Origin of the sequence: Pseudonocardia halophobica, from assembly GCF_027922425.1 — a bacterium.
GTDB lineage: Bacteria > Actinomycetota > Actinomycetes > Mycobacteriales > Pseudonocardiaceae > Pseudonocardia > Pseudonocardia halophobica.
On the sequence record NZ_BSFQ01000014.1, the window covers coordinates 110,126 to 122,866 of the forward strand.

14 protein-coding genes and 1 pseudogene are annotated in these 12,741 nt (G+C 75.3%); 9 read left to right on the plus strand and 6 right to left on the minus strand.

All coding sequences use genetic code 11. The features are described from left to right. Window positions 1-26: 26 nt before the first annotated feature. The 3 genes from PKE99_RS18095 to PKE99_RS18105 are packed head-to-tail and all read right to left on the minus strand — an operon-like array spanning window position 27 to window position 2,841. Complete coding sequence (locus tag PKE99_RS18095) at window positions 27-908, minus strand: sugar phosphate isomerase/epimerase family protein (protein ID WP_037048090.1); 882 nt, start codon at window positions 906-908, stop codon at window positions 27-29. Continuing rightward, window positions 905-1,903, minus strand: a complete 999-nt coding sequence (locus PKE99_RS18100; RefSeq protein ID WP_037048087.1) for a Gfo/Idh/MocA family protein — start codon at window positions 1,901-1,903, stop codon at window positions 905-907. Before PKE99_RS18100 ends, PKE99_RS18095 begins: the two co-directional genes overlap by 4 nt. 14 nt (window positions 1,904-1,917) lie before the next feature. Further along, window positions 1,918-2,841 (minus strand): sugar phosphate isomerase/epimerase family protein, encoded by a 924-nt coding sequence (locus PKE99_RS18105; RefSeq protein ID WP_037048085.1) that lies wholly within the window; start codon window positions 2,839-2,841, stop codon window positions 1,918-1,920. A gap of 191 nt (window positions 2,842-3,032) precedes the next feature. On the opposite strand from PKE99_RS18105, the gene PKE99_RS18110 reads away from it, so the two are divergent. The 3 genes from PKE99_RS18110 to PKE99_RS18120 all read left to right on the plus strand — a co-directional run bounded on the left by PKE99_RS18110 (window position 3,033) and on the right by PKE99_RS18120 (window position 5,924). Beyond that, on the plus strand, window positions 3,033-4,037 hold the full coding sequence (locus PKE99_RS18110) for a LacI family DNA-binding transcriptional regulator (protein ID WP_037048082.1): 1,005 nt from the start codon (window positions 3,033-3,035) through the stop codon (window positions 4,035-4,037). Between the two features lie 133 nt (window positions 4,038-4,170). Next, window positions 4,171-4,941: a DUF2306 domain-containing protein gene (locus PKE99_RS18115; RefSeq protein WP_063739798.1), complete on the plus strand. Its 771-nt coding sequence runs from the start codon at window positions 4,171-4,173 to the stop codon at window positions 4,939-4,941. Next, window positions 4,938-5,924: a LacI family DNA-binding transcriptional regulator gene (locus PKE99_RS18120; protein WP_051737709.1), complete on the plus strand. Its 987-nt coding sequence runs from the start codon at window positions 4,938-4,940 to the stop codon at window positions 5,922-5,924. The genes PKE99_RS18115 and PKE99_RS18120 overlap by 4 nt, the downstream gene beginning before the upstream one ends. A gap of 31 nt (window positions 5,925-5,955) precedes the next feature. On the opposite strand, the gene PKE99_RS18125 is transcribed toward PKE99_RS18120, so the two are convergent. Continuing rightward, entirely contained in the window at window positions 5,956-6,618 is a 663-nt protein-coding gene (locus PKE99_RS18125) for a response regulator transcription factor (protein WP_037048080.1), read from the minus strand. Next, on the minus strand, window positions 6,615-7,778 hold the full coding sequence (locus tag PKE99_RS18130; protein ID WP_051737708.1) for a sensor histidine kinase: 1,164 nt from the start codon (window positions 7,776-7,778) through the stop codon (window positions 6,615-6,617). The genes PKE99_RS18125 and PKE99_RS18130 overlap by 4 nt, the downstream gene beginning before the upstream one ends. 188 nt (window positions 7,779-7,966) lie before the next feature. Here PKE99_RS18130 and PKE99_RS18135 point away from each other — a divergent pair, with 188 nt between their 5' ends. The 4 genes and pseudogenes from PKE99_RS18135 to PKE99_RS18145 all read left to right on the plus strand — a co-directional run bounded on the left by PKE99_RS18135 (window position 7,967) and on the right by PKE99_RS18145 (window position 10,203). Further along, window positions 7,967-8,512, plus strand: coding sequence for a DUF1772 domain-containing protein (locus PKE99_RS18135; protein ID WP_037048078.1), 546 nt, complete (start codon window positions 7,967-7,969; stop codon window positions 8,510-8,512). A 10-nt stretch (window positions 8,513-8,522) separates the two neighbouring features. Further along, window positions 8,523-8,807: pseudogene (locus PKE99_RS39025) on the plus strand (cupin domain-containing protein); the annotation flags it as partial. A gap of 23 nt (window positions 8,808-8,830) precedes the next feature. Continuing rightward, a complete protein-coding gene (locus PKE99_RS18140) occupies window positions 8,831-9,028 on the plus strand; it encodes a hypothetical protein (RefSeq protein WP_037048076.1) in 198 nt (65 codons plus the stop codon). Between the two features lie 149 nt (window positions 9,029-9,177). After that, on the plus strand, window positions 9,178-10,203 hold the full coding sequence (locus PKE99_RS18145; protein WP_081924318.1) for an alpha/beta fold hydrolase: 1,026 nt from the start codon (window positions 9,178-9,180) through the stop codon (window positions 10,201-10,203). Between the two features lie 8 nt (window positions 10,204-10,211). Here the strand turns inward: PKE99_RS18145 and PKE99_RS18150 are convergent, their stop codons facing one another. Continuing rightward, window positions 10,212-10,583: a DUF6223 family protein gene (locus PKE99_RS18150; protein ID WP_037048074.1), complete on the minus strand. Its 372-nt coding sequence runs from the start codon at window positions 10,581-10,583 to the stop codon at window positions 10,212-10,214. Between the two features lie 256 nt (window positions 10,584-10,839). Between PKE99_RS18150 and PKE99_RS18155 the strand changes: the two genes are divergently transcribed. After that, a complete protein-coding gene (locus PKE99_RS18155; protein ID WP_037048072.1) occupies window positions 10,840-12,024 on the plus strand; it encodes a sensor histidine kinase in 1,185 nt (394 codons plus the stop codon). Further along, window positions 12,021-12,731: a response regulator transcription factor gene (locus tag PKE99_RS18160; RefSeq protein WP_051737707.1), complete on the plus strand. Its 711-nt coding sequence runs from the start codon at window positions 12,021-12,023 to the stop codon at window positions 12,729-12,731. Before PKE99_RS18155 ends, PKE99_RS18160 begins: the two co-directional genes overlap by 4 nt. The last annotated feature ends 10 nt before the right edge of the window (window positions 12,732-12,741 follow it).

Sequence of the window (12,741 nt, forward strand, 5' to 3'; positions counted from 1 at the left end):
GGCACCGGCCCCTCGCGGCCGGACGGTCAGACGTGGAGGCGGTCGGCGCCGAAGTGCTTCTCGATCAGGGCGGTGGCCTTCTCGCGCTGCCGCACGCTGATGCCCTCGGCGTCCTCCTCCCACCCGAACACGCAGGACGAGACGACGCCGTCGAACCCGACCGACGCGAGCGCGGCGAACACCGCGTCGAAGTCGACCTCCCCGCGGCCGATCTCCGCGTGCTGGTGCACCCGCGCGGTCGACCCGGGCGGGTTGACGATGTAGCGCAGCCCGTTCGACGCCGTGTGGTCCAGGGTGTCGGCCAGGTGCACGTAGGTGACCTTCTCCCCGGCCGCGGCGATGATCCCGGCCGGGTCGTTCCCCTGGTGGAAGGTGTGCGGGGTGCAGTACAGGAACGAGATCCAGTCCCGGTTCAGCCCCCGGACCATGTTCACCGCCGCGTGGCCGTCCTCGATGAAGTCGTCCGGGTGCGGCTCCAGCACCAGCTTCAGACCCTCGCGCTCGAAGATCGGCAGCAGCTCGTCGAGCGAGCGCAGGAACTGGGCCTCGGCGAACTCCGCGCCCTCCGGGCGCCCGTTGAACTCGGAGTTCATCGTGTCCACGCCGAGGTCGACGGTGATCTGGATGGCCCGCTTCCAGGCCCGCACCGCGGCCTGGCGCTCCTCCTCACCGGGGCCCGACCAGCGCAGCACCGGCAGCACCGAGGCGATCCCCACCCCGGCGTCGGCGGCGCGCTTGCGCAGCTGGGCCACCGTGGCGTCGTCGACGCGCGGGTGCTGGAAGAACGGGACGAAGTCCGCCTTGGGCGAGAGCTCCATCCACCGGTAGCCCATCTTCGCCACGACGTCGGGCAGCTCCAGCACGGAGTGCGTCGCGTAGAACATCTGCGGGTCCAGCGCGAGCTTCACGGCCGCGCCTCCAGCTTCACCGCGACGCGCCCGCCGGTGCGGACCGCCTCGACGCCGGCCTCGCAGATCGCGGCGGCGGCGTAGCCGTCCCAGGCACCGGGGCCGTCGATCGTGCCGCGGCGGGCGGCGTCGACCCAGCGCTGCATCTGGGTGTCGTAGGCCTGCCCGAAGCGGACCACGAAGTCGGGGGCGATGGTGCCACCCCAGCGGCCGGCCTGCTTGACCACCAGGTTCTGGTCGAGCCCGATGGTCGCGCTGCCCTTCTCGGCGACGAGCTCGGTGCGGACCTCGTAGGCGACCTGCGTGCGCACGAAGCTCTCGACCGTCACCAGCCGGCCAGACTCGGTCTCGAACAGCACGAGCATCGGGTCGGAGACGCCCGCGGGCGCCGCCGACGTGGGCGTGCCGCGCAGCACGGTGACCGCCACGACCTCCTCGCCGAGCAGGAAGCGGGTGCAGTCCGCCTCGTGCACCACGGAGTCGGCCATGGCCATCTCCGAGTTGAAGGAGTCCGGCACGGCCGGGTTGCGGTGCGTGCAGTGCAGCATCAGCGGGGCGCCGACCGAGCCGCTCGTGATCAGCTCGCGCAGGGCGACGTACTCGGTGTCGAACCGGCGCATGAAGCCGACCTGGATCAGGTCGCGGCCGCTCTCGGCCTGCGCCTTCACGACCTCGTAGGACGACGGGCCGTCCATGGTCAGCGGCTTCTCGCAGAGCACCGGGATGCCGCGCTCGAGGCAGGCCAGGACCTGCTTCTCGTGGGCGAAGCCGGGGCTGGCCAGCACGACGGCGTCGACGTCGTCGGCCCCGATGGCCTCGAACGGGTCGGCGACGGTGCGGGCGCCGATCGGGCCGGCGACCTTCTCGGCCTGCTCGGCGGAGAAGTCGTTGACCACGGTCACGCGCGCGCCACGGACGCGGCGGGTGAGGCTGTCGACGTGGAAGGAACCCATCTTCCCCACGCCGACCACGGCGATACGCAGATCGTCGGACATGTCTTCGCGTCCTCTCAGGCCTTCGGGGTGCCGATGTCGAGCCGGCCCGAGCAGCCGGCGAGGTAGGTGTGGGTGCGCCGCGCGATGGGCAGCGGGTGGTCCGGCGGGCAGGGGTACATGTCCTGCTCGACGATCGCGTAGATGTCGCGGTTCAGCCCCTCGACCGCGGCGATGACCTCGCGCATGTCCGGCACACCCAGCGGCGGCTCGATCATGGCGCCGAGCTTGACGGCCTCGGGGAACGGCAGGTCCTCGGCCTCGACGCGGGCGATGATCGCCGGGTCGACCTGCTTGAGGTGCAGGTAGCCGATGCGCTCCGGGTACTTCGTGATCAGCGCGACGTTGTCGCCGCCGTAGTACGAGACGTGCCCGGTGTCGAGGCACAGGTTCACGTACTCGGGGTTCGTGTTCTCCAGGAACCGCTCGATCTCGTGCTGGTGGCCGACGTGGCTGTCCGCGTGGCTGTGGAACTGCACGTGCAGGCCGTACTCCTCGAGGATGCGGCGGCCCAGCTCGTCCATGCCGGTGGTGAGCAGCTTCCAGCGCTCGTCGGAGAGGACCCGGTCCTCGAGCGGCGCACCGGTCTTGTGGTCGCGCCAGGTGTCGGGGATGACCACGATGTGCTCGCCGCCGACCGCGGCGGTCAGCGCGGCGACGTCGGTGACCTGCTTCCACACGTCGTCCCACGAGTCGGGGCGGTGCAGGTGCTCGAAGACGGTGCCGGCCGAGATCTTCAGGCCGTGCTTCTCGCACTGGTCCCGCAGCTCGTTCGGGTCGGTGGCGAGGTAGCCGTACGGCCCGATCTCGATCCACTCGTACCCGGCGCCGGAGACCTCGGAGAGGAACCGGTCGGCGGGGGTCTGGTCGGGGTCGGACGGGAACCACACGCCCCACGAGTCGGGCGCGGAGCCGATCCGGATCGTCGATGAAGGGGCCACGCTGCTGTCTCCCGGTCGTCCTCGGTGCCGATGGCGCGAGCGTCCGGGTCGGACGCCCTCGTCGTGGTACTAGAGCGCTCTAGTCGCTCCGTGGCACACTATGGTGACCGCAAGGTGCGCATGTCAAGACATAGTCGTGAACGGGTCGCACCGCGCGGTGGACCCCGCCCACGACCTGCGAGGATGCCGCCATGGCCACGCCCCTCCCGCCGCGCCGCCGGCCGACGATGGTCGACGTCGCCGCCCGCGCCGGCGTCTCGCGCGCGCTGGTCTCCCTGGTCTTCCGCGGCCAGCCCGGCGCCTCCGCCGAGACCCGCTCCCGGGTGCTGGCCGCGGCCGAGGAGCTGGGCTACCGCCCGGACAGCGCCGCCCGGCTGCTGGCGCGCGGGCGCAGCCGGACCCTCGGCGTGCTGATGACCGTCCGCGAGCCGTTCGAGGCCGATCTCGTCGAGGCCATCTACCCGGAGGCCGAGCGGCTCGGCTACGAGGTGCTGCTCTCCGCCCGCACCCCCGGCCGCGACGAGGCGACGGCGGTCGAGGGCCTGCTGGCCCACCGCTGCGAGGCGATCGTCCTGCTCGGGCCGGACGTCGACGACGCCTTCCTCGCCGAGCTCGGTGTCCGCACCGTCGCCGTGGTGGTCGGGCGGGCCGCGCCGGGGCTCGACAGCGTGCACAGCGCCGACGCCGAGGGCGTCCGGCAGGCGGTCGACCACCTGGTCGGCCTGGGGCACCGGGCGATCGTGCACGTCGACGGCGGCACCGGCCCCAACGCCGCCGCCCGCCGGACGGGCTACCTCGACGCCATGGCGGCGCACGGCCTCGCCGACCGCGCGCGCGTGCTGCCCGGCGCGTATCACGAGGACGCCGGGATCGCGGCCGCGCAGGCCCTGCTCGCCGGCCCCGAGCTGCCGACGGCGGTCCTCGCCGCCAACGACCGGTGCGCGCTCGGGCTACTGGACACGTTGCGCCGCAACGGGGTCGACGTCCCGGGGCGGGTCTCCGTGGTGGGCTACAACGACGACCGGCTCGCCCGCCTCTCCCACGTCGACCTCACGACGGTCCGGCAGGACGCCGGCCTGCTCGCCCGGCACGCCGTCCGCGCCGCCGCCGCCCGCCTCGACGACCCCGACCTCGCGCCGGGCGAGACCGAGCTGACCCCCGAGCTGGTCGTCCGGGGCACCACCGCTCCCCCGTGAGCGGCGACTGCCCCTAGAGGGGCACTCGGCACTCACGACCCCCACTGAGCTGCGGGTACTCCGGACTCCCCCACCACGGATCCGGGGGCCGGTCGGGTGCCGCGGCCCCGCCGCGGCGCCGCAGGATCACGGCATGGCCGCACCCACCACCACGCCGCCCCCGCCGCACCCGCCGTCGAGCCCGCCGCCGTCGAGCCCGTCGCGGTCCTTCTGGCGCCGTCCCTGGGTCCTGCCGCTCGCGCTCCTCGCGGTCCTGTTCCTCGTCATCGCCCTGCCGCCCTACGTCGGCCTGGACCCGGCGCGGTCCCGCGTCCCGCCCCGGCCGGAGCTGCCGCACTTCTACCCGATGCTGGTAGCGCACATCGCCTTCGGCTCGGTCGCCCTGCTGACCAGCGTGCTGCAGGTCTGGCCGTGGCTGCGCCGCACGCACCCCCGCGTGCACCGGTGGAGCGGGCGGCTGTACCTGTTCGCCGGGGTGCTCCCGGGCGGGCTGGCGGTCCTCACGGTCGCCCCCTTCGGCGAGCTGGGGCCGGTGCAGCAGGCGGGCAACACCGCGCTCGGCGTGCTCTGGCTGGTCACCGGCGTGCTGGGGTACCGGACGGCCCGGCGGCGCCGGTACGCGCAGCACCGGGCCTGGATGGTGCGCAGCGTCGCCCTCACGTGGTCCATCGTGGCCAATCGCGTGTGGTCACCGATCTGCCTGGCGGTGTACGCCCCCGGCGCCCTGTCGGGCGCCGACGGTGCACCCACCGTGATCGCGCAGGCCGTCGGTGTCTCCGTCTGGGCGTCATGGGTACTGAACCTGATCGTGGCGGAGTGGTGGCTGGCAGGATCGGCCAGGTGGACGGCACGACCGGTCCGAACGGAGCGCACGGCCCCGCAGGGCCTCGAGCGGCGACGATGAGCGATGTCGCCCGCCAGGCGGGCGTGTCCCGGGCGACCGCCTCCTACGTGCTCAACCAGACGCCCGGCGCCCGGATCCCCGAGCAGACGCGCGCCAAGGTGCTCGCTGCCGCGGAGGCGCTGCGGTACGTCCCGCACGTCAGCGCGCGGTCGCTGCGGCGCGGGCGCAGCGACCTCGTCGTCGGGCACGTCGACGGCAGCTCGATCATGAGCGACCGGCTGCCCTTCTTCGGCCTGGTCCGGATCGCGTCCGAGGTGCGCAAGGCGGGCTACACCTTCCTCATCCACGGCGACCCCACCGTCAGCGGGCTCGCGGCCGCCCGGGCGTGGCTGGCGCTGCGGCCCGCGGCCGTCGTCGCGACGCTCGACCGGTTCACCGAGGAGAGCGTCGCGATGCTCGCCGAGGCCGGCACGGTGCCGGTCGCGCTGGGCCGGCGGACGTCGGAACTCACCGCCACCGTGGTGCTCGACGACGGCGAGCTCGGCCGCGTCGCCGCCACCCGCCTCGCCGACCGGGGCTGCCGGCGGATCGCCGTCCTCGGCTCGTACGACGACCGCGCCGCGGACCTGGTGCTGGGCAACCGGATCGCCGAGGTGCTGGCCACGGCGGCCGAGCGCGGGCTCGAGGCCCGCTACGTGCCCATGCCGCCCGAGGTCGACGCCGCCGACCGGGTCGTCGAGGAGTGGCGGAGGGGCTGGATGCCCGACGGCGTCGTCGGGCCGAGCGACCGGCACGCCGGGCTGCTGCTCGGCGCCCTCACCGACGCCGGGATCGACGTGCCCGGCCGGGTCGCCGTGATCGGGATGGACGACGACCCCTTCTGCGACCTGCTGCGGCCCCGCCTGACCTCGGTCGCCGGCGACCTCACCGGCGGCGACACCCCGCTCGCCGGGGTCGTCCTCTCCGCCATCGAGGGGCGGTGGGACCCGGGGCACGCGGTGCGCCGCTTCCCCGCCCACGTGGTGGAGCGGGACAGCGCCTGACGGACCCGGTCGGACCGCCGACGCCCACGGGTCAGGGCTCGCCGGGGCGGACGAGGCCGCTCTCGTAGGCGATGACGACGAGCTGCGACCGGTCGCGGGCGCCCAGCTTGGCGAGGAGCCGGCTGACGTAGGTCCGCGCGGTCTCCGGGCTCAGGAACAGCGCGGCGCCCACCTCGGCGTTCGACCGGCCCCGACCGACCTGCTCCAGGACGTCCCGCTCGCGAGCGGTGAGGCAGGCGATCCGGTCCGGGGTGGGCGCGGCGGCGCGGGCCGCCGCGGCGAGGACCCGGTGCGTGACGGCGGGTGAGAGCAACGCGTCCCCGCCGGCGACGGTGTGCACGGCGTCGCGGAGGGCGTCGGGCCGGGTGTCCTTGAGCAGGAACCCCGCCGCACCGGCGCGGATGGCCTCGAACAGGTACTCGTCGTCGTCGAACGTGGTGAGCATGACGACGCGGACCCGGTCGAGCGCCGGGTCGGCCAGGATGCGGCGGGTCGCCCCGAGCCCGTCGGTGCCGGGCATGCGCACGTCCATGAGGACGACGTCCGGCCGCTCGGTCCGGACGACGGCCAGCCCGGTCGCGCCGTCGCCCGCCTCGCCGACGACGGTGATGCCGGGGTCGCGCTCCAGGAGCCCGCGCAGGCCCGCGCGGACGAGATGCTGGTCGTCGACGAGGACGACGCGCACCGGGGTCATGTGGCCGCCCGCCCGACGGGCAGGCAGGCACGGACGCGGAAGCCGCCGCCCTCGGCGTCGCCGACCCGGACCTCCCCGCCGAGCAGCGCGACCCGCTCGGTCATGCCGTGCAGGCCGTGGCCGGGCTCGACGGCGACCCGGCCGCCGGGGGCGCCGCGCCCGTCGTCGACGACCTCCACCCGCAGCCGCCCGCCGGACACCTCGACGGCGACGGTGACGCGGGTGGCCCCGGCGTGCCGAAGCACGTTGGTGAGCGCCTCCTGGACCACGCGGTAGGCGGTGGTGGCGACGACCGCGGGGAGCGCGGCGGTGTCCCCGTCGACGCGCAGCTCGACCGGCAGCCCGCCGCTGCGCACCCCGTCGACCAGCGCCGGGAGCCGGTCGAGGCCCGCCGCGGGTTCCGGAGCGCCGGTGTCCCGGCGCAGGGTCCCGAGGGTGGCCCGCAGCTCGGTCATCGCGCCCGCACCGGCGGTGCCGATGGCGGCGAGCGCGGCCTGTGCGTCGGCGGGCTTGCCGTCGGCGAGGGCCTCCTCCCCGACCGCCGCCTGGAGCGTGACCACGGACATCGTGTGCCCGAGCGTGTCGTGCAGCTCGCGCGCGATGCGCACGCGTTCGGCGTCGACCTGCCGGGCGGCCTCGCGGCGCCGTTCCTCCTCCGCGGCGTCCGCCTGGCGGGCGAGCTCGGCACGCAGCGCCCGCCTGCTGCGGACCGCGTCGCCGAGGGCGACGACCGCGAGCACGAGTGCCGCTTCGGAGCCGAGCTGGAGACCGAGGACGATCGCCGGGTCGTCGCCCTCGGCCAGTCGCACGCCGATCGACGCCGCGAGCAGGCAGCCGGCCACGCCCACGGCCCACACCACGCGCCCGCGCTCCGCGGCGACGTACAGCGCGGCCGCGATCGGCGCGGCCAGTCCGATCGGCGGCAGGTCCAGCACGTAGTAGACGACGATGCCGACCGCCGTCACGAGCAGCACCGGGACCGGCCACGCTCGGGCGGCCACCAGCAGGGCGCCGAACCCCACCGCGAACGCGAACGCGGTCACGGTGCCGGTGGTCGACCGGCCGTCCGGGCCCGCGTCCCCGATGACGGCGACCGCGACCAGGCAGAACACCGCGACTCCGAGGAGTGCCTCGACGCGGGTGGGGCGGACGGCCTGCACGATCGTCGAGAGTAGAGCGGAGCGCGGTGCCACCACAGACGCCCGGAGGCGACGATCACCGGCCGCGTGTACGTCGAGAAGCGACACCGGGTCGCGCGATCACGCGGCAGACCCGGGCCTGCTCCCGGACCTAGCGTCCCCACCACTCCGGGCCGACCGCCCGGCACCGACCAGCGGAGGAGGACCCCATGTCCCGCACGACCGTCACGACGACGGCACTCGTCGTCCTCGTGTGGGCGGCCCTGCTGTCCTTCGGAGGCGTGGCCGCCGAGACCGTGATGCTCTACCCGAACATCTTCGCCGACCCACCCGCGTCGCTGGAGCGGGCGCGGGAGTTCCTCGTCGCCGGAGGGCCGGCCGACTACTTCCCCCCGCTCGGCGCCGCGGTGGTGGTGACCGGCCTCGCCACGGTCGTGCTGACCTGGCGCGACCGGCGCCTGCGGTGGTGGGTCGCGGGGGCCGTCGCCGTCTTCGTCGCCTGCGAGTTCCTGTTCTCCGTGCTGTTCTTCTGGCCGCGCAACGAGATCATGTTCGTCGACCCGGTCGGCACCCACCCCGCCGAGGAGCTGCGCCGCGTCGCGGCCGAGTTCGTCGCCGGGCACCGGGTCCGCCTCGTCGGCGGCGCCGTGACGGCGGCCCTCGCCTTCACCGCGCTCCTGCGGCAGGTCCAGGCGACCGCACCGGCCGCCGCGACGGACGAGCGCCGTTCCCGGTCGGCCGACCCGACCCGCTGAGGAGCCCACGATGACCGACCTCGGCACCCCGTCCCCCGTCCTCCGGCTGCCCACCGGCGAGACCGTCACCATCCGCGCGTCGGGCCGGGACAACGCCGGGGCGTTGTTCGAGGTCGACGCGGTCCTCCCACCGCGGCTGAGCGGCCCGCCGCGGCACCGGCACCTCGCGCAGACCGAGGCCTTCACCGTGCTGGAGGGACGGCTGCGGGTCGTCGTCGGGGCGGAGACCCGCGAGCTGCGGGCCGGGGAGACCGTGACGGTCCCGCCCACGATGGTCCACGCGTTCGCCAACCCCTTCGACGAGCCGCGCGGATCCGGATGCGGGAGACGCCGGTCGGCCCCCTGGAGGAGCAGTTCCGCGCACTGGCGGGCGGCGGCCGGTTCCCGCCGCTCGGGGAGCTGGCCGCCGTCAACGTCCGGCACGGCCTGCCGTTCGCCCTGCACGGCGTCCCCGACCTCCTGCAGCGCCCGGCGTGGCGGCTGCTCGCCCGGCTGCACGGCCGTCGACACCGGTAGGCGCACTCCCCGGAGCCGGGCCGTCTGTGACGCGCCCGACAGCGCTGGCCCGACTATCGATCACGGGATCGGGTTATGTCCCCGGCGCTCCCGCTACACCGCTGCCGAGGTGGACGACGCCGTCCCCGGCTCCGCCACCGAAGGACGAGATGAGCCAGCTCCCCCGACGGGGTCCCACGCCCGGCGTGCCGCCCCGAGCCCACCGGCTCCACCGCCGCTCCCGCTCGACGGCACCCGCGTCCGTCGCCCGCCGCGAGATCGTCCTCCACGGCCAGCGCGTGACCTACCTGGAGACCGGACGACGCAGCGGCGGCCCGACCGTCGTGCTCCTGCACGGGCTGGCGAGCAGCTCGGCCACCTGGTTGCCGGTGCTGCCCCTGCTCGGCCGCCACGCCCACGTCGTCGCACCGGACCTGCTCGGCCACGGGGAGTCGGCGAAGCCCCGGACCGGCGACTACTCCCTCGGCGCCTACGCGGCCGGCCTGCGCGATCTCCTGCTCGCCCTGCGCCTGGACCGCGCCACCGTGGTGGGGCACTCCTTCGGCGGGGGTGTCGCGATGCAGTTCGCCTACCAGTTCCCCGAGCTCACCGAGCGGCTCGTCCTGGACGCCAGCGGCGGCCTCGGCCCGGACGTCAGCATCGCCCTGCGGGCCGCGAGCCTGCCGGGCGCCGCCGCCGTCCTGAAGGCCGTGCACACGCTCACCCCGCGCAGGATCGCCGGGCTCGCGCGCCGGGCCGTCCGGCTCGTGCCGGGGGTACCGACCGCCGACCTGGACGAACTGGCCTGCGCCCTCGCCTCCTTCGCCGACGACGGCGCACGGGACGCGTTCATCCACACCGTGCGCAGCGCGCTGAACTGGTCCGGCCAGCGCCTCGACGGGACGGGCCGGCTCTACCTGCTCGCCGAGCTCCCGCTCCTGCTCGTCGCCGGCACCGACGACACCGTCATCCCCCTCGCGCACACGCTCGCCGCGCACGACCGGCTCCCGTCCAGCCGGCTCGAGGTCTTCGAGCGCACCGGGCACTTCCCCCACTCCGAGCACCCGGCACGCTTCGCCGAGGTGCTCCTCGACTTCGTGCACGGCACCAGTCCGGTGCACAGCGACGCGGACACGTTCCGACGGCGGTTGGTGGCGGCACGCGCCCGTGCCGCCACCGCGGTCGTGCCCGTCTGACCAGCGGGTCAGCCGGGTCGGACGGGGCGGCGGGAGCGGGCGAGCGCCAGCCCGGAGACGATCGTCCCGACCAGCCCCAGCACCACGGCCGCGACGGCCCCGGCCAGCCCGTTGCCGGTGCCGAGGCCACCCGCGGAGTTGGCCGCGTGCAGCCCGCCGACGACCGCGCCGACCAGCCCGAGCACCAGGCCGACGACGGCCGCGGCCCGCCTGCCGACCGGACCGACACGACCGGCGGGGCGGGCCAGTGCCACCCCGCCGACGACCACGCCGATCAACGCCAGCACGGCGGCGACGGTGGGCACGGTCCGTCCCGCCCCGACTTCGTAGCCACCGACGGCGAGCGAGAGGTGGACGGCGAGCACGTGATCGACGGACATCACGGGTCCCTTCGGTTGAGGCCTGGCCTGGTCGGTCCCGGCCGGTCCGCGAATGGTGGGCGCCGGGCCCGGGCCTGCGCGTCGGACGAGGGTCGGCACTTCGGGCTGATCCCGCGGCGGCACGGTCGGCCGCCGGTGGTAGACGACGTACGACCGTGGAGGTAGCAAGGGGACACCGCTCGCGGTGGATGCGCTCCCGGGGCGGCACCGGCGACCATGGACCGGGCGACGGGCGGGCCGGATCGAGGGTGGGCGGATGGTCGACATCAGGGGTGAGCCGGTGCGTCGCGGCCTGCGGTCACCGGCCGTGGTCGACGGGGTGTTCGGGGTCTGCGTGGCGGTGGGGCTCCTCGCCGCCGCGGCGGCCGGGATCCTGCCGGCCGTGGCCGACGCCCGCCCGCTCGACGCCGGAGCGGCCGCGCTGGCCGTCGCGGTCGCCGGAGCGGTCGCGGTGCGCCGCCGTCAGCCCGTCGTGGCCCTGGCCGTGCTCGAGGCGGTTCCCCTCCTCTGGTTCCTCGTCCCGTATCCCGGGCTCCTGGTCGCGCTGGCCCCGCTGATCGGCTGCTACACCCTCGCGGCCCTCCGGGGCTGGCGGTGGGGCCTCGCGGGCGCCGCGGTCACCGCGCTGGTCCAGATCGTCGCGATCCGGGTCGTGCTCGGCGACACCGAGACCGTCGGCGTGGTCCCCGACGCGGTGTTGCTGGCGGCCACCGCGAGCAGCGCCGGCGCGGCCGTCGGCTACCACCGGGCGGTCCTTGCCGCCACCCGCGCCCGGCACGCCCGCGAGACGCAGGCCCGCGAGGAGCGGGCGCGCCGGCTCGCCGCCGAGGAACGGCTGCGCATCGCCCGGGAACTGCACGACGTGGTCGGCCACACCATGGCCACCGTCAGCGTGCAGGCCGGGGTCGGCCTGCACGTCGCCGACCAGCGCCCCGCGCAGGCCCGCGAGGCGCTCGCCGCGATCAAGACGATCTGCGACGACGGGCTCACGGACGTCCGGACGATCCTCGGCATCCTGCGCGCCGACACCTCGTCCGGGGAACCGCGGGCACCCCGGGGCGGGCTCGACCGGCTCCCCGACCTGCTCGACACGGCCGACGCCGCGGGCCTGCGCGTGGAGCGGGAGGTCGACGGGGAGCCGCGGCCCCTGCCCGTGACCGTCGACCTGGCCGCCTACCGGATCGTCCAGGAGGCGCTGACCAACGTGATCCGCCACGCCGGGGCCCGCAGCGTCCGGGTGGCCCTGACCTACGAACCGTCGCGGCTGCTCATCCGGATCCGCGACGACGGGCACGCGTCCCCCGCGGGCACACCCTGCGGGCACGGCATCGACGGGATGCGCGAGCGGGCCCGCGCGCTGTCCGGCCGCCTCACCGCGGCCCCGCATCCCGACGGCGGCTTCGAGGTGTGCGCCGAGCTGCCCGTCCCCGGCCCGCGATGACGTCCGAGCATCTCCCGGTCGATCCGGCGGCCGGACCCGTACGCGTGCTCATTGCCGACGATGAGGCCCTCGTCCGCGGCGGATTCCGCGTCCTCGTCGACACCGAGCCCGGCATGGTCGTGGTCGGCGAGGCCGGCGACGGGGCCACCGCGGTGGACCTGACCCGGCGGACCCGTCCCCACGTCGTGCTCATGGACATCCGGATGCCGGGCGTCGACGGGCTGGCCGCCACCCGCGAGATCGCCGCCGATCCCGACCTCGCCGACGTCCACGTCCTCATCCTCACGACCTTCGACCACGACGAGTACGTCGTCGACGCCCTCGCCGCCGGCGCGGCCGGCTTCCTGATCAAGAACACCGAACCCGCCCAGCTGCTACGCGGCATCAGGGTCGTCGCCGGTGGCGAGGCGCTCCTGTCCCCGGGCCTGACCCGCCGGCTGATCGCCCGGCTCACCGCCCGGACCGCGTCGCCGCGGCTCGACCCCGACGCGCTGGCCCAGCTCACCGCCCGCGAGCGGCAGATCGTCGCCCTCGTCGCGTACGGCCTGAGCAACACCGAGATCGCCGCCGAGCTCACCATCAGCCACGCCACCGCCAAGACCCACGTCAGCCGCGCGATGACCAAGCTCGGCGCCCGCGACCGGGCGCAGCTGGTGGCCCTGGCCTACCGGCACCGTCTCGTCGAGCCGCCCGATCCCGGCCCGTGACCCCGGCCGC

Coding starts and splice junctions, on each gene's coding strand:
- PKE99_RS18100 (WP_037048087.1), bottom strand. CDS start 1,903: ATGTCCGACGATCTGCGTATCGCCGTGGTCGGCGTGGGGAAGATGGGT.
- PKE99_RS18110 (WP_037048082.1), top strand. CDS start 3,033: ATGGCCACGCCCCTCCCGCCGCGCCGCCGGCCGACGATGGTCGACGTC.
- PKE99_RS18115 (WP_063739798.1), top strand. CDS start 4,171: ATGGCCGCACCCACCACCACGCCGCCCCCGCCGCACCCGCCGTCGAGC.
- PKE99_RS18120 (WP_051737709.1), top strand. CDS start 4,938: ATGAGCGATGTCGCCCGCCAGGCGGGCGTGTCCCGGGCGACCGCCTCC.
- PKE99_RS18125 (WP_037048080.1), bottom strand. CDS start 6,618: ATGACCCCGGTGCGCGTCGTCCTCGTCGACGACCAGCATCTCGTCCGC.
- PKE99_RS18135 (WP_037048078.1), top strand. CDS start 7,967: ATGTCCCGCACGACCGTCACGACGACGGCACTCGTCGTCCTCGTGTGG.
- PKE99_RS18140 (WP_037048076.1), top strand. CDS start 8,831: ATGCGGGAGACGCCGGTCGGCCCCCTGGAGGAGCAGTTCCGCGCACTG.
- PKE99_RS18145 (WP_081924318.1), top strand. CDS start 9,178: ATGAGCCAGCTCCCCCGACGGGGTCCCACGCCCGGCGTGCCGCCCCGA.
- PKE99_RS18150 (WP_037048074.1), bottom strand. CDS start 10,583: ATGTCCGTCGATCACGTGCTCGCCGTCCACCTCTCGCTCGCCGTCGGT.
- PKE99_RS18155 (WP_037048072.1), top strand. CDS start 10,840: ATGGTCGACATCAGGGGTGAGCCGGTGCGTCGCGGCCTGCGGTCACCG.
- PKE99_RS18160 (WP_051737707.1), top strand. CDS start 12,021: ATGACGTCCGAGCATCTCCCGGTCGATCCGGCGGCCGGACCCGTACGC.